The 21,482-nt window shown below is 72.8% G+C and carries 17 protein-coding genes and 2 pseudogenes; 9 read left to right on the plus strand and 10 right to left on the minus strand.

The features are described from left to right. Window positions 1–197 precede the first annotated feature (197 nt). The 3 genes from nadE to ACFY04_RS10000 all read left to right on the plus strand — a co-directional run bounded on the left by nadE (window position 198) and on the right by ACFY04_RS10000 (window position 3,202). The gene (gene nadE / locus ACFY04_RS09990) at window positions 198–1,028 is read left to right on the plus strand and encodes an ammonia-dependent NAD(+) synthetase (protein WP_389115411.1); all 831 of its coding nucleotides are present in this window, start codon (window positions 198–200) and stop codon (window positions 1,026–1,028) included. A gap of 108 nt (window positions 1,029–1,136) precedes the next feature. After that, complete coding sequence (locus ACFY04_RS09995; protein ID WP_389115413.1) at window positions 1,137–2,381, plus strand: PP2C family protein-serine/threonine phosphatase; 1,245 nt, start codon at window positions 1,137–1,139, stop codon at window positions 2,379–2,381. A gap of 59 nt (window positions 2,382–2,440) precedes the next feature. Next, entirely contained in the window at window positions 2,441–3,202 is a 762-nt protein-coding gene (locus ACFY04_RS10000) for a GNAT family N-acetyltransferase (protein ID WP_389115414.1), read from the plus strand. A gap of 34 nt (window positions 3,203–3,236) precedes the next feature. Here the strand turns inward: ACFY04_RS10000 and ACFY04_RS10005 are convergent, their stop codons facing one another. Both ACFY04_RS10005 and ACFY04_RS10010 read right to left on the minus strand, forming a co-directional pair. Next, the gene (locus ACFY04_RS10005) at window positions 3,237–4,055 is read right to left on the minus strand and encodes an arylamine N-acetyltransferase (RefSeq protein ID WP_389115470.1); all 819 of its coding nucleotides are present in this window, start codon (window positions 4,053–4,055) and stop codon (window positions 3,237–3,239) included. An 84-nt stretch (window positions 4,056–4,139) separates the two neighbouring features. Then, window positions 4,140–5,339 (minus strand): annotated as a pseudogene (locus ACFY04_RS10010) (MFS transporter); the annotation flags it as partial. A 127-nt stretch (window positions 5,340–5,466) separates the two neighbouring features. On the opposite strand from ACFY04_RS10010, the gene ACFY04_RS10015 reads away from it, so the two are divergent. Further along, entirely contained in the window at window positions 5,467–6,402 is a 936-nt protein-coding gene (locus ACFY04_RS10015; RefSeq protein ID WP_389115416.1) for a LysR family transcriptional regulator, read from the plus strand. A gap of 25 nt (window positions 6,403–6,427) precedes the next feature. On the opposite strand, the gene ACFY04_RS10020 is transcribed toward ACFY04_RS10015, so the two are convergent. The 4 genes and pseudogenes from ACFY04_RS10020 to ACFY04_RS10035 all read right to left on the minus strand — a co-directional run bounded on the left by ACFY04_RS10020 (window position 6,428) and on the right by ACFY04_RS10035 (window position 9,199). Next, window positions 6,428–6,940, minus strand: coding sequence for a hypothetical protein (locus ACFY04_RS10020; RefSeq protein WP_389115418.1), 513 nt, complete (start codon window positions 6,938–6,940; stop codon window positions 6,428–6,430). A gap of 144 nt (window positions 6,941–7,084) precedes the next feature. Beyond that, window positions 7,085–7,228: a hypothetical protein gene (locus tag ACFY04_RS10025; protein WP_389115420.1), complete on the minus strand. Its 144-nt coding sequence runs from the start codon at window positions 7,226–7,228 to the stop codon at window positions 7,085–7,087. 176 nt (window positions 7,229–7,404) lie between these two features. Then, window positions 7,405–8,109 (minus strand): annotated as a pseudogene (locus ACFY04_RS10030) (serine/threonine-protein kinase); the annotation flags it as partial. 145 nt (window positions 8,110–8,254) lie between these two features. Beyond that, window positions 8,255–9,199: a methionyl-tRNA formyltransferase gene (locus ACFY04_RS10035; RefSeq protein WP_389115422.1), complete on the minus strand. Its 945-nt coding sequence runs from the start codon at window positions 9,197–9,199 to the stop codon at window positions 8,255–8,257. A gap of 253 nt (window positions 9,200–9,452) precedes the next feature. Between ACFY04_RS10035 and ACFY04_RS10040 the strand changes: the two genes are divergently transcribed. Continuing rightward, on the plus strand, window positions 9,453–10,787 hold the full coding sequence (locus ACFY04_RS10040; protein ID WP_389115423.1) for a lysine N(6)-hydroxylase/L-ornithine N(5)-oxygenase family protein: 1,335 nt from the start codon (window positions 9,453–9,455) through the stop codon (window positions 10,785–10,787). 13 nt (window positions 10,788–10,800) lie between these two features. Beyond that, entirely contained in the window at window positions 10,801–12,360 is a 1,560-nt protein-coding gene (locus ACFY04_RS10045; protein WP_389115424.1) for an amidohydrolase, read from the plus strand. 4 nt (window positions 12,361–12,364) lie between these two features. On the opposite strand, the gene ACFY04_RS10050 is transcribed toward ACFY04_RS10045, so the two are convergent. Further along, window positions 12,365–13,633 (minus strand): YhgE/Pip domain-containing protein, encoded by a 1,269-nt coding sequence (locus tag ACFY04_RS10050; protein ID WP_389115426.1) that lies wholly within the window; start codon window positions 13,631–13,633, stop codon window positions 12,365–12,367. Window positions 13,634–13,801: 168 nt separating this feature from the next. Then, the gene (locus tag ACFY04_RS10055) at window positions 13,802–14,305 is read right to left on the minus strand and encodes a hypothetical protein (RefSeq protein ID WP_389115427.1); all 504 of its coding nucleotides are present in this window, start codon (window positions 14,303–14,305) and stop codon (window positions 13,802–13,804) included. Window positions 14,306–14,373: 68 nt separating this feature from the next. On the opposite strand from ACFY04_RS10055, the gene ACFY04_RS10060 reads away from it, so the two are divergent. The 3 genes from ACFY04_RS10060 (at window position 14,374) to ACFY04_RS10070 (ending at window position 19,873) form a co-directional block, all read left to right on the plus strand. After that, window positions 14,374–15,447, plus strand: coding sequence for a hypothetical protein (locus tag ACFY04_RS10060; RefSeq protein ID WP_389115429.1), 1,074 nt, complete (start codon window positions 14,374–14,376; stop codon window positions 15,445–15,447). Then, window positions 15,444–16,847, plus strand: a complete 1,404-nt coding sequence (locus tag ACFY04_RS10065) for a hypothetical protein (RefSeq protein ID WP_389115430.1) — start codon at window positions 15,444–15,446, stop codon at window positions 16,845–16,847. Before ACFY04_RS10060 ends, ACFY04_RS10065 begins: the two co-directional genes overlap by 4 nt. Before the next feature lie 1,145 nt (window positions 16,848–17,992). Continuing rightward, complete coding sequence (locus tag ACFY04_RS10070) at window positions 17,993–19,873, plus strand: WD40 repeat domain-containing protein (protein ID WP_389115432.1); 1,881 nt, start codon at window positions 17,993–17,995, stop codon at window positions 19,871–19,873. Between the two features lie 507 nt (window positions 19,874–20,380). On the opposite strand, the gene ACFY04_RS10075 is transcribed toward ACFY04_RS10070, so the two are convergent. Together ACFY04_RS10075 and ACFY04_RS10080 are read right to left on the minus strand one after the other, a co-directional pair. Continuing rightward, entirely contained in the window at window positions 20,381–20,770 is a 390-nt protein-coding gene (locus ACFY04_RS10075) for a hypothetical protein (RefSeq protein WP_389115434.1), read from the minus strand. Next, on the minus strand, window positions 20,767–21,048 hold the full coding sequence (locus tag ACFY04_RS10080) for a hypothetical protein (RefSeq protein ID WP_314245887.1): 282 nt from the start codon (window positions 21,046–21,048) through the stop codon (window positions 20,767–20,769). The genes ACFY04_RS10075 and ACFY04_RS10080 overlap by 4 nt, the downstream gene beginning before the upstream one ends. Window positions 21,049–21,482: the final 434 nt, after the last annotated feature.

Here is a 21,482-nt window from a genome sequence, read left to right on the forward strand (position 1 = left end):
GCCAGGGCCTCGTCGGCCAGGGCGACGCCGGTCAGGGCGACGCCGGTCCGGCCCTCAGACCAAGGGTCCCGAGGACAAGGGCTCCGGGCCACGGCCTCCCTGCCTTCCTCTAGAGTGCTTCCGTCCCGTACACGTGACTGTGACCCCGGCCGGGCGGCGCGTGCCGACCCGCGCACGGGCCCGAGCGAGGAGCAACCGTGACCGACCTGGCGTCCATATCCCTGCAGCAGGAGATCGCCCGCGATCTCCAGGTGAGCGCGTCCTTCGACGTACGGCAGGAGATCGAGCGCCGAGTGGCCTTCCTCGCCGAGCGGCTGACCACCACGGGCCTGCGCGCACTGGTCCTGGGCATCAGCGGCGGCGTGGACTCCACGACCGCGGGCCGACTGTGCCAGCTCGCCGTCGAGCGGGTGCGCGCCGCCGGGCACGAGGCGACGTTCTTCGCGATGCGACTGCCCTACGGAACCCAGGCCGACGAGAAGGACGCGCAGCTGGCGCTGGACTTCATCCGTGCCGACCGGGTCCTGACCGTGGACGTGAAGCCCGCGAGCGACGCCGCCCTGGAAGCGGCGCTGGCCGGCGGCGCGGTCTTCCGCGACGCGCACCACCAGGACTTCGTGCACGGCAACATCAAGGCCCGGCAGCGCATGATCGCCCAGTACACGGTGGCGGGCGCGCACGACGGCCTGGTGGTCGGTACCGACCACGCCGCCGAGGCGGTCTCCGGCTTCTTCACCAAGTTCGGCGACGGCGCGGCCGACGTCGTCCCGCTCACCGGCCTCACCAAGCGCCGGGTCCGCGCCCTCGCGGAGGAGCTGGGCGCGCCCGCCGAGCTGGTCCACAAGACCCCGACCGCGGACCTGGAGACGCTCGACCCGGGCAAGCCCGACGAGGACGCGCTCGGCGTCACCTACGACGACATCGACGACCTCCTGGAGGGCAAGCCCGTCGAGGGGCCCGCCTTCGCGGCCATCGTCACCCGCTACCGCCTCACCGAGCACAAGCGACAGCTGCCGGTCGCCCCCTGAGCCGCACCGCGCCGCCCCGGCATTGAGCCGAACGGCTCAATGCCGGGGCGACGACGGGCCCGCCCCGCACGGTCGCACCTATCGTGGAAGTGACCTCATGACCCGGCGGTGGCGCGCGAACAGGTGGATGTGGACGGATCAGGGATCGACTATCACGCGGTCTTCCACGCCCTTCCGGGCGCGGTCGCCCTGCTGACCCCTGACCTGGTGTACCTGGACGTCAACGAGTCCTTCCTGGAGACGTCCGGCCGCACCCGCGAGCAGATCATCGACCGGTACCTCTTCGACGTCTTCCCCGACAACCCCAACGATCCGGCGGCGAACGGCGTGCGCAACCTGCGCGCCTCCCTGGAACGGGTCGCGGCCACCGGGGAGCCCGACAGCATGGCCGTCCAGCGCTACGACGTCGAGTACCCCGACGGTTCCGGGGTCTGGCACGAGCGCTACTGGAGCCCCGTCAACGTGCCCGTCCTCGCCCCCGACCGCACCGTGGCGCTGCTCCTGCACCGCGTGGAAGAGGTCACCGAGCTCATCCGGGCCGGCGCGCGCAGCGACGGCGACCACGCCCAGGTGCTGGAGGCCGAGATCTACACCCGCGGCCGCGAGCTCCAGGAGGTCAACGAGCGCCTGCGCCGGGCCCACGCCCACGAGCGCGAGGTGGCCCTCCACCTCCAGGAGACCCTGCTGCCCGCGCCGCGCCCGCTCGGCCACCACCAGGCCGCCGTCCGCTACCGGCCCGCCACCGTGGCCCTGAACGTGTGCGGCGACTGGTACGACCTCGTCGACCGGCCCGGCCGTACCGCCGTGGCCGTCGGCGATGTCGTCGGCCACGGACTCCGGGCGGCCGGCGTCATGGGGCAGCTGCGCAGCGCCCTGTCGGCCGCCTCCCACGTCGCGGAGGGCCCGGCCCAGGCCCTGGAGGTCCTCGGCCTGTACGCCCGTTCGATCGACGGCGCCGAGTCCACCACCGCCGTGTCCGTCTTCATCGACTGGAACAGCCGCATCCTCACCTACAGCAGCGCCGGCCACCCCCCGCCCCTGCTCTGCCACCCCGACGGCACGGTCATCTTCCTCGACCGGGCCACCGACCCCCCGCTCGGCGCCCGGCCCGAACACGCCCCCCGTCCCGAGGACCGGCTCGCCTTCGCCGAGGGCTCCACCCTCGTCCTCTACACCGACGGGCTCATCGAACGCCGCCGCGAGGACATCGACGTCGGCCTCGGCAGGCTCGCCGACGCCCTCGTACGACACCGCACCGCCGACCCCGAGGTCCTCGCCGACGCCCTGCTGGCCGAGCTCATCCCCTCGGTCGGCATCACCGACGACACCGCGCTCGTCGTCCTCCGCCTGTGACCGCCGCCCGCCAGGGGAAATCGGAGGCGTCCACGGCCCCGGCTGCATAGGCTCGGCCCATGCCGAGCCCAGCACTCCAGCGCGTCAACGCCTTCCTGTCGGACTTCGCCCGCCGCCAGGCCGCGCGCACCGCGGCCCTTCCCGGAGGGTTCGCCGTGTACGACGACGTGTTCGCGCAGTCCTACTCGAACAACCAGGTCGTCATCGACGCGGCCGTCGACCCCGAGGCGCTGCCCGCCCTCGCGGAGGAAGCCCTGGGGCATCTGCCGCACCGGCTGATCTCCGTACTCGACGACGACGCCGGCAAGGCGTGCGCGGAGCCGCTGATCCGGGCCGGGTACACCCATTCCACCTACCTGGTCATGCTGCACACGGGCCCGGTGCCGGACGCCGGACCCGCGCAGGAGGTGGACCTCGACGCGCTGCGCGTTCCCCTGACCCGGCGCTGGCGGGGATTCCTCCCGGACGCCGGCGACGAGGTCCTGCGCCAGCTCGTCGACCGGCGCGAGGCCCGTCGGCGCGGGGCGGACATCGTCCGGTTCATCGGTGCCCGCACCGAGGCGGGCGAGGTCGCCTCATGGGCCGATCTCTACGTCGACCGGGCGACCGGCACGGCCCAGATCGAGGACCTGATCACCTCGGAGGCCCACCTCGGACGCGGCTACGCCGACGCCGTCCTGGCGGGCGCCCTGCACGCGGCCGCCGCCCAGGACAGCGACTTCCGCTTCCTGACCGCCGATGCCATGGACTGGCCGCGCCACTGGTACGAGCGCCGCGGCTTCGCCGTCATCGGCCACACGCACGCCTTCGAACGCAGCTGAGCCGTACGTGCTGCGCGCCGTCCGTGCCTGGCCTTCAGGGGCGGGGGCGGGGGCGGGGGCGGGGGTGGAGGGGCACCGGGACGCGGGGCAGGCCGATGCCGAAGTGGGTGCGGTAGGCCGCCAGGACCTCGGCGTCGTCGGCCAGGGGCCGCTCGGTGCGTGCCCCGTCCGCCGTGACCGTCAGCACGCGGTCGCTGAGGGTGGTCCGGCCGGACTGCGTCAGCAGCGAACACACCGGCTTGCGGGTGAAACCGGACGCGGGCGAGGTGCTGTGCCACCACGCGCCGGTCACGAAGTCGGACAGGACCCGGGGGCGCCTCTCCAGCCGGTACCGGGGCACGCCGTCCTGAAGGACGTCGAGGTCCCCCTCCGGGCCACCGGCCGGCACGATCCGGAACACCCCGCCCGGGTCGGTCTGCTCGCCGGGCTCGTCGAAGGCCAGCGGGAAGTGGCTGTGGTCGCCGAAGCCCACGTCCACCAGCCACGGGCGGCCGTCCTCGCACTCCACGCGCAGCGCCAGGTGGTCGTAGGGAACGCCCTGCCCGCCGTCGGCCGAGTGCACCCGGGCCTGCAGCAGCTCCACCCGGTAGCCCAGGGACCGCAGCAGCAGCGCGAACGCACCGTTCAGCTCGAAACAGAACCCGCCGCGGCCGTCGAGCAGCAGCTTGTCGAGCAGTGCCTCCCCATCCAGCACGATCTCCTCTCCCAGATGGATGGACAGGCTCTCGAAGGGGACGGTCCGCAGGTGCCGCAGGTGCAGGTCGCGCAGGGCCGCCGCACTCGCCGATCCCGGCCGGCCCGCCCCGATCCGCCGCAGGTACGCGTCAGCACGTGTCACGGGAAGCTCTTCCATCCCGGCAGTCTCGCAACCCGCCCCCCACCCCCGCCATACGCGCTTGGACCTAGGTCCTGCCGGCTTCAGCGGCGCGTCGGGGTGCTCGTGCGTGGCTGTGGGGAGCAGCAGCGGGGTGGTCAGGATGAGCAGTCCCGCGACCGCGAGTGCGGTGCGCGGGCCGGTGACGCCGGCGAGCAGCCCGGCGAGTGCGGTGAGGACGGCGATGGACGCCTGCTGGCCGATCGACCAGGCCGTCAGGGTGCGGGCGAGGAGATGCCCGGGGGTGTGTTCGAGCCGGTAGGTGGCGAGTACCGGCGTGTAAAGGCTCATGTTGATGATGATCGCCAGCTCGACCGCCATCACGGTGACGAGGCCGACGACGCCGGGCCGGACGAAGACCAGGCCGATCAGCCAGACGGCGCGCAGGGTGCCGACGGTCCGGAGGACCCGGTGCCGGCCGTGGCGGGCCACGACACGGCGGGCCAGCCGCGAGCCGATGAGTCCGCCGAAGCAGGGAGCGGCGAAGGCGAGAGCGTACTGCCAGGGCGCGAACCCGAGCTGGCGCAGCAGGAGTACGGCCAGCAGCGGCTCGGTGGCCATGATCAGACCGGACACGAGCAGGTTGTTGAGGTAGAGCGCCCGCAGATCGGGACGGCCCATGATGTGGCGCCAGCCGTCGAGCAGTGCGCCGGCCCGGACCGTGGTTGCAGGGTGCGGCGCATCTTCCCGGCCGCCCATCGCGGTGAGGCACAGCGCGGAGACCAGGTAGCTGAGTGCGTCGGCCACCACGGTGGCGACCGGCCCGAACAGGCCGATCGCCGCCCCGCCCAGCGGCGGCCCGACCGCGATGGAGCTCCAGTTCGCGGACTCGAACCGGGCGTTGGCCACGAGCAGGTCGTCCGGCCCGACGAGGGCCTTGAGGCAGGCGCCGCCGGCCGCGTTGAAGGCGATCTTGGCCGCCGCGACCACGGCCGAGACCACCAGCAGTTGGACGAAGCCGAGCCACCCGAAGAAGTAGGCGACCGGGATCGTCGCCATGACCGCGAACCGCGTCAGGTCCATCGTGATCATGACCGGGCGCTTGCGCCGGAACTCCACCCACGGTGCGAGCGGCACCGCGATCAGCGCGCCCACCGCGGGCCCCACCGCGGACAGCGCGGACACCTCGGCGGGACCGGCGTGCAACGCCAGCACGGCGATCAGCGGCAATGCACCGAACCCGATCCCGGACCCGTAGGCGCTCACCGCGTACGCCGTCCACAGCCAGCCGAACTGCCGGCCTGACGGTCTCCTGCCCACCATGCTCAGCGCTCCCACCCGAACAAACCGACGTTGACCTGTGTGAGCTAACCGAGCAGCACAACCACAGGTCAAACAACCGCATGACCGGCTTTCGACAACCATCTGTTGTTCACTAAGGTGGATCGACGTGGATCTCGAAGCAGTACGTACCTTCGTCGTCGTCACGGAAGCGGGCCAGTTCCAGAAAGCCGCTGCCGACCTGTCGATCACCCAGCAGGCCGTCTCCAAGCGCATCGCCGCGCTGGAGCGCGGCCTCGGCGTGCGGCTGTTCACCCGCGCGCCCCGTGGCGCCGAGCTCACCATCGACGGGCAGGCGTTCCTGCCCCATGCGCGGGAGCTGCTGCGCGTTGCCGAGCGCGCGGTCACGTCCGTGCGCCCCGGTCGCCGTCCGCTACGCGTCGACGTGATCGCTTCGCGCGGCGCGCAGTCCGGCCTGATGCGCGGCTTCCACCGCGCGTACCCGGAGATCGATCTCGACGTGGTGATGCTGTTCGAGATCGAGACGGCCGTCGCCGCGATCCGGTCCGGTGCGATCGACGCGTCCTTCCGCGCCGTCGCCGCGCCCGGCCGGCCCCTTCCCGAGGACATCGAGTCCGTCCGGGTGCTCGACGAGCCGCTCCAGCTCCTCACCGGCCCCGCCCACGCGCTGGCGGGCGCCCGGTCGGTGACCGTCGCTCAGCTCGCCGGGCACCGGATCTGGATGCCCGGCATCGTCCCCGGTACCGAGTGGGGCGCCTACTACGACGACCTCGTCGCGGAGTTCGGGCTCACCATCGAGGCGACCGGCCCCAACTTCGGCTCCGACGCGCTCCTCGACACCATCGCCGACACCCCGGCCCTGGCCACCTTCATGGGCGAGCACACCCGCCTGATCTGGCCCGCCGGCCACGGCCTGCGCCGCATCCCGGTGACCGATCCGACTCCCGTCTACCCGCACTCGCTCCTGTGGCACCGCGACAACCCCCACCCGGCCCTGGCCACCCTCCGCGCCCACCTGGGCGCCGCGGCGGCCGGCCACGCCGCCGCCGGGACCTGGGCACCGGGCTGGGTGATTCCGCGCTGAACGGCCCCCGCCCGCGCGGCGAACCTCAGGGGAGTGCGCTGGTCACGCCGTCGACGATCATCATCCACATGGGCTGGGCGCCCGTGCCGAACGCCGAGGCCAGGGCGTACCCGATCGCCGCGTCCGCCGGCCGGATCTCGCGGTCCTCCCGCCATTCGGCGATGACCGTCTCGTCGCCGTCCGAGGAGAAGTCGCCCAGGTGCACGCCGTCGCGGGTCAGCCGGCTGGTGGGGACGGAGTCCGGGACCAGGCGGTAGTCCGCTCCGTCGTACGTCACGTCCACCCGGTACGAGTGCCTGCTCAGGCGGCCCTTCGCCGGCAGCAGCCCGACCACCGCGCCGTCGACCCGCATCGTGAGGTGCGCCGGGTCGCGGGTGCCGATGGCGATCTGCGGGTCCGCCTCGCTCGCCGGGTCGCGCTCCAGGATCACGCGGGGGATCGTCTCGCCGTCGACCTCTAGGCGGTCCTGGCCGTCCTGGCGGACGGTGATCGCGCCGAAGTGGGTGTCCTCGATGGGTGCCGGGTCTGTCTCGTTCACAGGTGTGCGTCGCTTCGGTGGGTGGGTGGGTGGGGTGGGGTGGGGCGGGACGGGGCGTGCGTGGGGTGCGGTGAACCGCCGTCAGGCATAAGGGATTTTCCGTATCACCCTACCGGTAGTGATCATGGTGCGGGCGGCAGCGGATCAATCGCGCTTCCACACCTTGGCGACGGCCTCCAGGTAGTCGTCCTGGCCGTCCTCGATGTGGGTGACCTCCAGCACGAGCAGCAGGTCGGAGGAGACGCGGGCGCAGATCATGTCGTCGGTGTCCCACTCGGCGTCCTCCACCAGGGTTCCGTAGCCGGAGCTCCGTCCGTCCGCGAGGCAGTCGCTGTTCAGGTCGGAGTCACCGGACTTGAGCAGCAGGATGTCGTCCCCGGCGAGGTCCCAGTTCGGGTGCAGGTCGACATCGAAACCGGCCCCCGCCTTCGCCTCCGCGAGGTCGGCGGCGTCGATGCCGTGGCCGGTGGGCAGCTGGACCTCCGCTCGGAGTGCACGACCCGGTAGAGCAGCGCGGGGGTGGCGCCGGACCCGAAGGGGCTCTCGCCGCTCACGGTGAAGGCCAGCACCGCCCCGAAGGAGAACACGTCGGAGGCCGTTCCCACGGCGCCCCCGGAGGCCTGCTCCGGCGACATGAAGCCGGGGGAGCCGACGGTCATTCCGGTGCGGGTCAGCGCGCTCGCCTCGGTGGCCCGCGAGATCCCGAAGTCGATCACCCGGGGCCCGTCGGGGCCCAGCAGCACGTTGGACGGTTTCAGGTCACGGTGCACCAGCCCGGCGGCGTGCACGGCCGCGAGCGCCGCCGCCAGCCCGCGCGCCAGGGCGAGCGCCGACGCCTCGGGGAACGGTCCGTGTTCGGCCACCGCCTCGGCGAGCGACATGCCGGGCACGAAGACGGTGCTCAGCCATGGTGTCGGGTCGTCCACGCCGGCGGCGAGCACCTGCGCGGTGTACCTCCCGTCCACGGCCCGCGCGGCGGCGACCTCGCGGGCGAAGCGGCGCCGGAACTCGGGGTCCCTGGCCAGTTCCGGATGCACCACCTTGACGGCGACGCTGCGTCCGCCGGGCGTGCGGGCCAGGTAGACCCGGCCCATGCCGCCGCTGCCGAGCCGTGCGACGACGTGGTAGGGCCCGACCCGCACGGGGTCACCCGGTATCAAAGCGTCCACTCGGCCCCCCGGATCGCGCCTGGTACGGCCGAATTCTAGTGGCTTGAACCATGGTCATGCGGGCGTTCGCAGGCGTTCGCAGACGTTGTGCAGGGTCGCCGCCCGGGCGCCGGGGCTCGCCCGGCGCCCGGGTCGACGCCGTGGCTCAGCGGCTGGTCAGGTACCCGCCCATGGTGGTGAAGTAGTCGGTGGCGGGCATCTCTTCGCCTTCCTCGGTCCGTACCCGGGTGATGGCGAGGCCGTGGTTGCGCCCGGTGCGGGCGTCGGCCCCGGCCACGATCACGACGCCTTCGCCCTCGCGGTAGAACACGCGGCCGGGCGTGCCCCCGTAGCGGCCCTCGGAGACGACGGCGGCCAGTACCTCCAGGCGCTTGCCGCGGTGGAAGGTGAAGGCGGCCGGATAGGGGGCCGACTGGGCGCGGACGAGTCGCTGGAGGTCCTCGGCCGGCCAGTTCCAGTCGATGCGGATGTCCTCGGCCGACCGCTTGTGGAAGAAGCTGGCCTGGGAGCGGTCCTGGCGGGTGAAGTCGGTCTCGCCGGCCGCGATCCGGCCCAGGGCGCCCACGGTGACCGGTGCGATCAGGTCGACCGTCTTGTGGAACAGGTCGGTGGCGGTGTCCGTCGGGCCGACCGGTACGGCGCGCTGGACCACGATGTCGCCCGCGTCGAGCTCGTCGCTCATCAGGTGGGCGGTGACGCCCACTTCGGGCTCGTCGTTGATCAGCGCCCAGATCAGCGGTGAGAAGCCGGCGTACTTGGGCAGCAGGGAGTCGTGCACGTTGAGGGTGCCGTGGCGGGGCAGGTCGAAGATGCGCGGGGGGATCCACGTGCGCCAGTTGTTCGCCACGATGATGTCCGGTTCCGCCTCCTTGAGCCGGGTGAACAGCTCTTCGTCGTCGGGGCGGTTGCGGATGAGCACCGGGACGCCGTGGTCGTCGGCGAGATCGGCGACCGAGTCGCTCCAGATCTTCTCGTACGCGTGCTCGCTCTTCGGGTGCGTCACGACCAGAACGACATCGTGTTCGGACTCCAGCAGGGCCTGCAGGGTGCGGTGCCCCCACGTCTGATAGCCGAACATGACGACCCGCATGGGGTTCCTCCTTGGAGCGGCGACAGATTTCAAAATGAGTAAAGCAAGCCTTACCTAACTGCGCAACATCCCCTCTTTTGAAGAGAGTTCAGCTGGAAATCGATGAAGGCTCGATCTGATTTGCCCATCGACAGGTCCACGGTGTCAGGTTAGCCTTCCCTAAGTTCGCCTCGGGTTCCGCTCCTTCGGCGTGCCCCGCCCCCGGTTCCCCCACGCATGGCGATCGGCTGCCCCCCGCACGATTGGGAGTGACATGTCACAGGATCTGTCCGATGATGCGCCACTGATCCACGACCTCATCGGCATCGGCTTCGGCCCCTCGAACGTGGCCATGGCGATCGCGCTCAGCGAGCACAACGCCGGCGTCGGACCGCAGGAGGCGGTCACCGCCCACTTCTTCGAGCAGCAGCCCCGCTTCGGCTGGCACCGCGGCATGCTCATCGACGACGCCACGATGCAGGTGTCCTTCCTCAAGGACCTGGTGACACTGCGCAATCCGGCGAGCGAGTACAGCTTCCTCTGCTACCTCCAGAGCAGGGGCCGCCTGATCGACTTCGTCAACCACAAGAACCTGTTCCCGCTGCGCGTGGAGTTCCACGACTACTTCGAGTGGGCCGCGGCCAAGGTCGACGACATGGTTTCCTACGGGTCCGAGGTCGTCGCCGTACGTCCCGTCCTGCGCGACGGGGCGATCGAGTACGTGGACGTGACCGCCCGCTCCGGCTCCGAGCTCGTGGTCCACCGGGCCCGCAACCTGGTGATCGGCACCGGCCTGCGGCCGCAGATGCCGGAGGGCGTGGACCGCACCGAGCGGATCTGGCACACCTCGGAACTCCTCACGCGGGTGGCCGCGTTGGGAGGCGCGGACCCCGCCCGGTTCATCGTCGTCGGCGCCGGCCAGAGCGCCGCCGAGAACGTGGCCTTCCTGCACCGCACCTTCCCCCGGGCCGAGGTGTGCGCCGTCTTCTCCCGCTACGGCTACAGCCCCGCCGACGACAGCGGCTTCGCCAACCGGATCTTCGACCCCTCGGCGGTCGACGAGTACTTCACCGCCCCCGAGGAGATCAAGCGCAAGCTGATCGAGTACCACGCCAACACCAACTACTCCGTGGTGGACATCGACCTCATCGACGACCTCTACCGGCAGGAGTACCAGGAGAAGGTCCTGGGCACCGAGCGGCTGCGCTTCCTGAAGGTGTCACGGCTCGCGGACGTCACCGAGACCCCCGACCACGTGCGCGTCACCGTCGAGTCGCTGGTCACGGGGGAGAAGGAGGCCCTGGCGGCCGACGCGCTGGTCTACGCGACCGGATACCGCTCGGCGGACGGCCTCGGACTGCTCGGGGGCGTCGAGAAGTACTGCCGGCGCGACGGCCTCGGCCGCGTCCGCGTGGCACGCGACTACCGTGTCGAGAGCGAGCCCGAACTGCGCTGCGGCATCTACCTCCAGGGAGGCACGGAGCACACGCACGGCATCACGTCGTCCCTGCTGTCGAACACCGCCGTCAGGGTCGGCGAGATCCTCCAGTCCATCGTCGCCCACGGCCGCGTACCGGTACCGGCCTCCCGTACGGCGCCCACCCCCTGAGGACCCGGCACCCATGCTCTGCACCAGGCTGACGAACGCCACCTTCCTCACCATGGACCCCGGCCACCCCGTCGCCCACGACCTGGGCATCTGGCACGGCCGGATCGTCGGCCTGGACGAGGCCGTCACCGCACTGCCCGCCCGTGAGGTCGTCGACCTCCAGGGCGCCACCGTGCTCCCCGGATTCATCGACTCCCACGTACACCTGGCCTGGACCGGACTCAAGGCGGCCACCCCCAGCGTGGCGCCCTGCGCACGCGTCGAGGACGTGCTCGCCGTCGTCGCGGAGGCGGTCGCCCGGAAACCGCGCGGCGCGTGGGTGGACATCGGGGGCTACGACCAGCGGGCCCTCGGCCGGCACCTCACCGCCGCCGAACTGGACAAGGTCAGCGACGGCCGCAAGGTGTTCATGCTGCACGACTCGGGACACGGCTGCGTCGTCAACACCACCGTCCTCGACCTGCTCCCCGGCGAACTCGCCCACGGCGAGGGCTTCCTCGCCGAGAGCGCCATGACCACCGCCCGCCGGCTGCGCCTGCCCTACTCGCAGGAGGAGATCGCCGACGCCGTCGAGCACGCGGGCCGCACCTGCCTCGCCGAAGGCGTCACCGCCTGCGCCGAGGCGGGCATCGGCGGCGGCCTGCTCGGCAACAGCCCGGTCGAGCTCGGCGCCTACCAACTCCTGCGCGACCAGGGGCGGCTGCCGCTGCGGGTCCAGCTCATGGCGGCCGCCGACACCCTGCGGCCCGTGGCCGCGCACGCCTCGGACGGGATCCCCCGCGCCCTCGACCTCGGCCTGCGCACCGGCTTCGGCGACGACCGGCTCTCCCTCGGCGCGCTCAAGGTCTACACCGACGGCGGCATGATGGCCCGTACGGCCGCACTCACCCGCCCCTACGAAGGGACTGACCACGCGGGGGAGTTCCAGGACAGCCCCGAGCGGATCACCGACAGCATCGTCGACGGTCACCTGGCCGGCTGGCAGCTCGCCGTGCACGCCATCGGGGACCGCGCCGCCGACCTGGCCCTGGACGCCCTGGAACGCGCCCAGCGGCTACGGCCCCGGCCCACCGCCCGGCACCGGATCGAACACGCCGGCCTGATCCGGCCCGACCAGCTGGCGCGCTTCGCCCGCCTCGGCGTGAGCGCGGTGGTCCAGCCGCACTTCCTGCGCTCCTTCGGCGACGACTACGCGGCCGTGATGGGCTCGGAGCGGGCCCCCTGGATGTACCGGGGCCGGGGTTTCCTGGACCACGGGGTCACCCTGGTGGGCAGCTCCGACCGCCCCGTCACCGACGGATCACCGCTGAAGGCCGTCCAGTTCATGGTGGAACGGGCCTCCGCCTCCGGCGCCCTCATCGGTCCCGACGAGGGCATCACCGTGGACGAGGCCCTGCACGCCTACACCGTGGCGGGCGCCTACGCCTCCCACTGGGACGACAGCGCGGGCACCCTGGCCCCGGGCCGGCGCGCGGACCTGGCCGTACTGGGTGACGACCCGAGGCGGGTCGACCCCGCGCGGATCGGAGCCATCGAGGTCGTCGCCACGTACGTCGACGGCAGGCCGGCCTGACCCGTCAGGCGGGCTGCGGCGTGAGCCGCTTGAGGCCCTTGCGGTCGTAGTAGGCGGTCATGGCGAAGCCGAACAGCAGGGCCAGCACCGTACCGACCGCGATCATGATCCAGGAGCGGGTGAGCCCCGCGTCGCCGCGGGCGTCGAAGTAGAGGATCGCGCGAACGCCGTCGCTGAGCTGACGCATCGGTTCGAAGTGGGAGAGGAAGCGGTAGAACCCGGGGACCGCCTGCAGCGGGACGGTCGCACCCGACGACGGCAGACCCAGCACGATGAACACGAACATCGACACGAGCTGGCCGATCCCGCCGAACGCGGCGTTGATGGCCTGTACGCCCAGGCCGACGGCGAGGGCCGCGCAGTAGGAGTAGATCCACAGGAGCGGCAGGTGGGACGCGTCCATCTCCAGGATGCCGATGCAGGCCAGCATCACCAGGGAGGTGCTGACGAGCGTGATGCCCGCGGTCATCAGCATCTTGAGGAGCAGCGTCTGGGTACGGTTGACCGGCACCGTCGGGCGGCGGGTGTGCCAGGGGCCGATCTCGTTGTCGGCGTAGCCGAGGGCGGTGTCGACGCCGTTGCTGATGACGTTGCCGCCCATGAACCCGGCCAGCACCAGCAGCAGGGTGTAGTAGAAGGCCGTCAGACCGAGGCCGCTGTGCGCGCCGATCGGGTGACCGACCCGTGTGACGACGTCGACCGGGTCGGCCAGCAGCAGCTTCGCGGTGGCGTTCGCCTGGGGGCCGGCGGCGGCCGTGAGCTGTTCGCCGACGGTACGGGACGCGCGGTGGGCGGCCTGCGTCGTGATCTGACTCGCCAGCGAGGATCCGAGGCTGCCCTTGCCGGGGTTGGTGAGCACCGTGATGGCCGGCCGTTTCGTGGCGCCGGACGTGGGGAGCGCAGTGACGGACGCCGTGAAGCCGGCCGGGACCACCAGCGCGCCGTAGACCTGGCCCGAGTCGAGCTGGTCCTGGGCCTGGGCGAGGCTCAGTTCGCGCCAGTCCGCCTTGCCGCCCGCGGGGTCCGAGGCGATGGCGGCGGTGATCTGCGTACCCAGGTTCTGCCGCTGCCCAGGCGGCGGTTCGCCCCTGTCCTCGTTGACCAGGGCGATGGGCAGGTCGCGCAGTTCCGCATTGGGGTTGACGATGCCGCCCATGTAGAGCAGCGACAGCAGCAGGGCGAGCAGACCCGTCAGGATCGTGGGGACCAGCCACAGCTGGGGGCGGCGGACCAGGGCCGCGGCGGTGGCTTCGGGGGCGACGGTCGGGGACATCGGTCTCCGTAGCTTCCCGGCGGGCCGGGATCGAGTGGCGGTGGCAGCGGCGCGGGCCGCACGGCACCCTCAGGATGGTCTCCGTACCCGGGAAGGCCGCCGTACCCCTCGCGCTCCGGCCGCGAACCCGCGTACGGGACCACCGGAACGGCCCACCCCGGCGCCGGGCTACCAGATCCAGCGGAAGCCGGCGGCCGCGTGTTCCAGTGCCGGGACGAACCAGTGGACCGAGCCGTCCAGGGCGAGGGCGACGGGCGTCTCGCTGAGGAGCGTGCCGTCGCGGTGGTGGTCCCAGGTCGCCCACCAGACGCGGGCCGGGCGCGGTGACGGCGGGAACTCGACGACCAGGTCCACGTTGTCGGCCCGGGCGTGCGCGACCCTCCGGTACTCGGTCACCTGCTCCCGGAGCGGCGCGTACACGACCTCGTACTCCAGCGAGGCGATCTGGCCCGCCTCCAGCGGGGCCGGAAAGGCGAGTTCCACGACCGGCGTGCTGCCCGGGAACTCCCGGCGGGCGCCGGCACGGGCGCCGCGCAGCACCGCGACGCCGACGGCGCCGGGCGGCAGCCGGCAGGGGAAGAAGCGGACGCCGTCCTCGCAAGCCATCACCGCACGGGTGGTGCGGTGGCGTTCCGGAGCACCGTCGCGGCCGATGACGTGCCGCTCGAACACCGAGACGGTGCGGTGGCGCTGCCGGACCGGAAGACAGGGCGGGACAGGGCGGAACAGGGGGAGGAACCTTGCCCGACGAGAACGGCACGAAGGAACCGCCGGAGATCTACCGGCGCGCACAGGACGGCACACCCGTACGCGGCGACCTGGCCGACGGCGAGCCGCTGCCGGGGATGGCGGTGACCCGCGAGCTCCGGGAGGTACTGCTCCGGGAACGCGACCGGGAGGCGCCGGAGCCTCCCGCGGACGGACCGGGAAGGGCGGACCTGCGGATCGAACCCCTGGGGCCGGGACCGGCCGACGCGTGTCCGCCGGAGGCCTTCCGCCCGGCGGAGGAGGAGGCGCCGGGTATCGCGGACGCGGTCGACCGGTGCCTGGACGGGGCCGGCGCCGAAGGCGCCTTCGTCCGCCTCCTGATGAAGCGGCTACCGGAGCGCGGACACGCCTTCTGGCTGATCGGAGGCGCTGTCCGGGACCTGGTGGACGTGGGCCCCGAGGCCGAGCCCAACGACCTGGACTTCGCCGGGACGCTCCCGCCCCTCGAACTGCTCCAGGAGATCGAGGACCGGTACGTGGACGCCGGACTCGGCGACTACCGGCCCCAGATGAGCATGCTCAGCCTCGTGGTCCACCTGTCCCGGCCCGGACAGGGCGGCCCCCGCATCCTGGAGTACAAGGCGCTCGCGGTGACCGACTTCCTCTTCTCCGCCTACGGCGGCAGCCTGACCGACGACATCGCCTCCCGCGACCTCACCGTCAACAGCCTCTACTACGACCACGGCAGGCAACTCCTGGTCGACCCCACCGGAGAGGGCATCGCCCACCTGCGGGCCCGGCCGCGCGTGCTGGCCAGCCACAACACCGAGCGGCCCGCCGGGCGCTCCGCCGGGGTGCTGCTCAGGTTTCTCAAGTTCGCCGTCCGCTACCCGGACGCGGACCTCACCCGACTGCGGAGCTGGGCCGCCGAGCTTCCCGCCGACCTGCCCGACCGGCTCGGCGAGGACGACTGGCGGGCGCTGCGGTACTCCTGGCGCAACCACGTCCCCGACGGGGACCGGCAGCGGGCCCTGGAGATCGCCGGGCTCCTCGGTCCCGCAGCCGTGGCACTGGTGGACCGGCTCGCCGGGGAGGTGCGCGCATGACCGCCGTACACCGGCCCCTGACCGCCTGGGTCCGGGACGCCCGTCCCACCGGGCCCGCTCCGGGCGACACCACCCCGATCCCGGCCCAGGCCCAAGGGAACGGCGGCACCCGCGCCTCCGCGCCCGGACCGTCCTGGGCCGCCCACGGCCCCATCAACGAGGGCGACGAGCGCGCCGACGCCCGGAGCCTGGACCGCTTCCGCACCGGCTGGGAGCGCGGCTCGCTGCCGCTCGCCGACGGCGGCCACGGCCTCGCCCTGATCGAACCCGCCACCGGCGCCGCCGTACTGGAACTCGACGAGCTCGGAGAGCCGCTGCCCGCCGACCCCGACACGGCCGAGGCCGTCGCCGCGATCGAACGCCGCTGGCCGGCCCAGCGGCTGGAACCGGCCGAACGGGCCCTCCTCGCCGCGGCCCACCCCGGGCTGCGCTACAGCCTGCTGGACCGCCTCGCGGCCGAGGGCCGGCCCGAACCCGAGTGCTTCCACATACTGCCGTGGGAGCGCGTGGACCGGCTCGCGGACGAAGTGACCGCCGCCCTGGGCGAGTCCGGACCCGCTGGCGACGGTACCCCCGCGAGGCCCCCCGTACGGCTGCGGCACTACTTCGCGCCCGCCGGGTCCCGGTTCACCGCCGCACTGGAACAGCTCGGCTCCGCCCTTCGCGCGGCCGACCCGCGGCGCCGGCGGATCGCTACGACCGCTCTGTGCGCACGGCTCGCCGGGTCCGCCACCGGCCGGATCCCGCAGCCGACCCGGGAGCGGCTCGCGCTGCTGCTGGACGCCGTCGGCCGCGGCGACGCCTTCCTCGCCACGACGGCCGTACTCGCGGCGCGCCGACTCGCCGGGGCCTTCGCCGCCCCGGGGAGCGGTAGCCCGGAGGTCGTGTGGCACCGGCTGGACTACGGCAGCCCGGCCTCCGTACGGAACCGGTTCGCACCCCTCGCCGGGGACGGATCCGACCGGGTCGAGGACGAGGTGCTGCGCTCGGTGTTCACCATCACCCTGACCGTCCGGAACGACCGCGGTCTCTACGTCGCGGTCACCGCCCCCCTCGACACCGGGTCCGCGGCGCTGCTGGCCCGGGGCTACGACGAGGTGCTGCTGCTGCCCGTCCACGTCACCGGCGCCGTCGAGGGCAACGAGCTGTACGTCATGCTGCGGCCCTTCCCCGACGGCCTGTCCGGCGACCTGGAGATGACGGCCACGGCCGACGCCGAGGTCACCGCCGACCAGGCCGGTCCGCCGCTCGGTCTGGCGGACCTCCCGTTCCTGGACCCCGAGGCCGTCCGCAGGACGCTGGCCTGCCAGGTACGGGCCTCCGACCGGCGCCGCTGGCGCGAACTCCTCGACCGGCTCCCCGCCGGCCACCCGGTACGCAGGCCGATGGAAGGAGCCTGAGCGAATGACGGTGCTGAAGGACACGGCCATGACCGCACTCGGACGCGGCCGGGGCCGGGCCGGAACCCTCGACGAGCTGGACAGGGCCCTGGCCGGCGGCCGTCTGCGCGCCGTCGAAGTCGGCGACCTGCGCAAGCGGATGTCCGAGGTCCAGGGTGCGCTCGTCACCTGGCTCTCCCGCCTGGTCCAACGGTCCGACACGGCCGCCCTGCGCCTCCTGTACGCCGGGGAGGACACCGCCCTCCACGACGCCCTGGGCAAGATCGAGGTTGACGGGTTCGACACCTCGTTGACCGACGCCCTGCGCGTGGCCTCCGGCCAGGAGGTCTTCGATCCACAGGAGCGGCAGCCGGTCCTGGACGCGGTACGCATCCAGGCGGCACTCGCGCTGGACCTCCTGGACCCGGACCCGGACGAGGGACGGCTGGCGGTCGCCCTGGCCTGGTACCGGGGAGCCGGGGCCACCCCGGACCTCCCGACCGCGGCCTGGAGCGCGGCCGGCCTCGCCCACGGCGACGAGCGGCTCCGGCGCTCGCTGGACCGGCTCGCGGCCGCCGCGGGGGACGCCGTCCGTACGGGCCCGGTGCTGGCCGCGGCCATGGCCCTGTGCCGGCTGGCGCTGGGCCGGCTCCCCGGGCCCGCCCGGAACCCGGTGGCGGTCCGCGTCCTGTTCGACCACCAGGGTGTGGGCGCCGCCGGGCGGCTCACCCTGACCCTGATGCCGGGCGGGCCCCGCGGCCTGGTGCCGGACCCCGAGACCATGCCGCTGTTCACCGCCGACCACAAGTACGCCGCGGCCATGGCGCGGGCCTGGAACGCGTCCGGGCGGCGGGTGTCGGGAACCGTGCTGTGGTCCCTGCAGGGGATCGCGCTCGCGGGCGACGAAGCCTCCGCCAAGGGCCCGGCCCCGTACCGGATCGCGGGACCGTCGCTCGGCGCGGCCTTCGGGGTGCTGCTCGCCGAGACGGTACGCGTCCGGCAGCCGGCCCTGCGCACGGGCAACGGCCGGCTGTGGTGCGCCGCCCTCGGGCGCCGGATCCTCTTCTACAACCGGGTCAGGACGAGCAACTCCGTCACGGCGGACGTCACGGACGGCGGCGAGCTGGTCTCCGTCTCCGGCTTCCGGGCCAAACTGAGCGCGGCAGGTGGCGGCCTACGCCACCACGGAGGGCACCCGGCCCGTCGGCCTCTCGGTCAACCGTTCCGGCAACCGGGTCGCCGTCGCCGACGACCGCGACATCCGGGTGCACGACACGCGGGCCGCCGGACTCCCGGTGACCGTCACCATCGAGCCGGGCCGCTCCTTGGGTGCCGACGACCCGCGCGGCGGCGGACAGGTCAACCCCACCACGGGCGTCGCCTTCGACGCCTCGAACGACTACACCCTCTACAGCGCCACCACGCACCTCCTCGCGGCGGGAGCGGGCACGGGCAACCGGTTCATCGACGTGTGGAGCGTCTACCCGGAACGGACCGGCCCGGGGTACCAGCTCGAAGCGGTCCTCCGGGGATCGGGCTGGGTGGTGCCCGGGCCCCGGGGGAGCGGCGCGGCGCGGGACGACTCCGGGGTGACCCTGCTCGGCAGCGAGGTCGTGCTGCGCAGGACGAATGGTGGGACGGCCGCCGCGAAACCCCCATCGGCCGTCGACACCGTACCGGCGCTCGCCTACAGCCCGGACGGCAAGCGGCTGGCGATCGGCGGCGACGACGGCACGGTGCGGTTCTGGGACGTCTCCGCCCAGACCCACTCGGTGGCGGCGCAGCCCCTCACGGGCTACGAGACGGCCGCGTTCGCCCCGCGCGCGTCGGTCCCGGCCGTGACCCAGTTCGTCGAAGGCACCAGGAAGGGCGAGCTGGAGACCGTCCTCTTCGATGCCGCCGCGGCCGGCCCGCCCTACCGGCGGCTCGGAGCTCTGGAGACCCCCGCCGACCTGCTCGGGATGGACCCGGACGCCACTCGCATGGCCGCGCTCCAGGAAGGCGAGCTGTCGCTGTGGGACGTGAGCGAACGCGCCCGCCCGCGCCGGCTGGAGGCCGCGTTCCTGCTGCCTGCCGACATCGCGGCGGGCAGCGGCGGCGCGAGCGGTGACGGAACGGGACGCGCCACCGGCGGGATCACCGACCTGCTGGTCGGCCCGGAGGGGAAGACCGTGGTGGCGGTGCGCGCCGGCTCCGACGAGGCGTTGGTCTGGCGGGTGGACGCCGACGGCGGCCACGCCGGGCCGTTCCAGCGGCTCATGTCCGGCACCTCGACGCCCACGGTGGACGAGCTGGGGGTGCCGGGGACGGGCGCCCCGGAGCCGGGTGCGATCCCGGGCGACGGAGCCGGCCCGGAGGAGTACGGCCTCGACTCCGACTCCGACTCCGACTCCGACTCCGGCCCGGAGTCCGGGTCCGGCACGCGGACCGGCTCCGACACCGACACCGACTCCGGGCGCGGTGCGGTGCTGTCCCCCGACGGGCGGACGCTGGTCGTGGACGGCGGCCGGACGGGCCTGGCCGTGTGGGACCTGTCCGGCGCGGGGCAGGCCCGCCGGACGCAGACCATCCCCGCCGCGCCCTCGGGGGGCCGGCTCCTGTTCAGCGAGGACGGCAGCATCCTGCGGGCCGGGGCCCACGGCTGGCGGTTGGCCGACTCCGGCAAGGCCGAGGCCGAGGCCGTTCCGGACCTCCCCCTGCCCAAGGGGGCGCACGGCATGGACGTGTTGGCGGCGGGCGCCTGGGGCGCACTCGCCACCACCTCCGGATTCCGGGACTTCACCACCTGGCTCGTACGAGCGGAGATGGAGCCGGTGGCCCTCGGGAAGGACGGCTTCGGCGAGCACCCGCGGGCGTTCCCCCTCCCGCCGGGCCGCCTCCTGCTCGGCGCCTGGGATCTCGTCGTACGGGACGTCGCCGAGGCGGTGGCGGCCGCCACCGACCCCCGGGCCGCCGCCTGCGCGGCAGTCGGCGGCGGCCTCACCCGTAGGGAACTCGACGCCTACGCCAAGGGAGCCACGTGGGAGCCGGCCTGCCCGGCCCCCTGACCGTCGGCGGAACCTGCGCCGGGGTGGTGTGCGGCGTCGTGATCACGAAACCGCCGCCGTGGGCTTCGACCCGGAATCCGGCCGACTCACCGTGCGCCCGGACTCGTCGGCCTGGGCGACGAAGGCGCACCCGGAGCAGGCCCGGGTCATCGCGGCCGCCAACGTCGCGGCCGGCTGGCCGGCCGGCCGGTTGCGCGTCCTGCGGATCCTGCCGCCCGGGGCTGCACCCGCGTCCGGCCGGGCCGACGCCGCCCGCCGCTCCGGTGCAGCGACGGACCCGGCAGAGGGCTACCGCCGTGCCATCGAGGCGCACCGTGCGGTCGCACCGCCGCGCCAGGCGGACTCCCGCATCCCGGAGGCGGTGAAGCGGCAGACTGCCGCGATGCGGGAGCTGAGCCGCAGGGCGCTCCCGGACGATGCGCCCGCCCCGGTCAAGGCTGCCCGCGCGCAGCGTTGCCAGGACACTGCCACCGAGGCCGCTGCCCTGCGCCGGGCCCGGGCAGGTCTCTACCCGATTTCTTCGATGAGGATCCGGTCGTCGATTTCCTTGTACGCCCCCGCCTGGCGGGTCAGCACAGGCAGCGCGGAGCCCAGAGCGAGGTGCGCGGCGTGAGCGGTAGGCAGATCCGCAGCGCGTTCGCGGACAAGCTGGGCGACGGCCCAGCACCCCGCTTCGTCGAGGGCCCGGAAGACGAAACACGGCGCCGACAGGGCATCCTGCAACATCTGCCCGACCTCCGCCTGCACGACGGAGGCAAGCCCCTCGGCGAAGGCAACCGCCGGCACGTACAGAGGCTGGACCTGCTGTACGGAACGGAAGACACGCGCAGCCATGTAAAGGTCGCCGTGCGCGAGAGCCGCGATCGCTGTGTGGTCGAGGATGTAGCCGGTGTTCACGCGGCGCTCTGCTCCCGGTCCGGGCCGGTGAAACCGTGCCGGCGGTCGGCCTCCTCGACAGCAGCCAGGGCCTTCTCCCACCCCTCAGGCTGCTCTTCCCGCGCACGGTCGACGAACCACCTGAGCGCGCGATCGGCACGCTCGGCCTGGTCGAGTTTGGCGGACACCGCGTCTTCGATCCACGCCGACACCGAGCCGGCCGGGCTCGCTTGCAGGACCTTCTCGATCGCCGCCACCTTGTCGGTGTCGATCGTGATCGTAAGCTTCTTCTTCGCCATACCGGCACCATACCGATGTCATACCCGACTGTCAGGCCTTCGCCCCCACTCGGTCAGGGGCCGTGGCCTTGGCCCGGTCGCCGTTGGCACGACGGTGGGCCAAGGCCGGGCTGCTGGAGATCAGGTACGAACGAATCGTGTTCCCTTCCGACGCTTGCGAAGGTAGATCGCATACCGGTCTCGGCGGTGATGGCCTGGTGTCCGGCCTTCTCCCGGCCCCGGCCCCGGTCCCCTTGCTTGAAGCGGGGTGTATGCGGGGCGTGTGAGGCACGCAGGATGAGGACACACGAACCAACGAGACCCTCGCTTCATGCGCGCGAAGACTTCGGACTTACTCGTCTAGTGTGATGCGCCGGAAATCTCAGGGCTAAGTCTGTAGCCTGTTTTTATGCCCCCGGGTCCTCGTGCTGTTGAAGTCCGCTTGTCTGATGAAG

This window comes from Streptomyces sp. NPDC001549 (assembly GCF_042894025.1).
In the GTDB taxonomy this organism is placed as follows: Bacteria; Actinomycetota; Actinomycetes; order Streptomycetales; family Streptomycetaceae; genus Streptomyces; species Streptomyces kutzneri.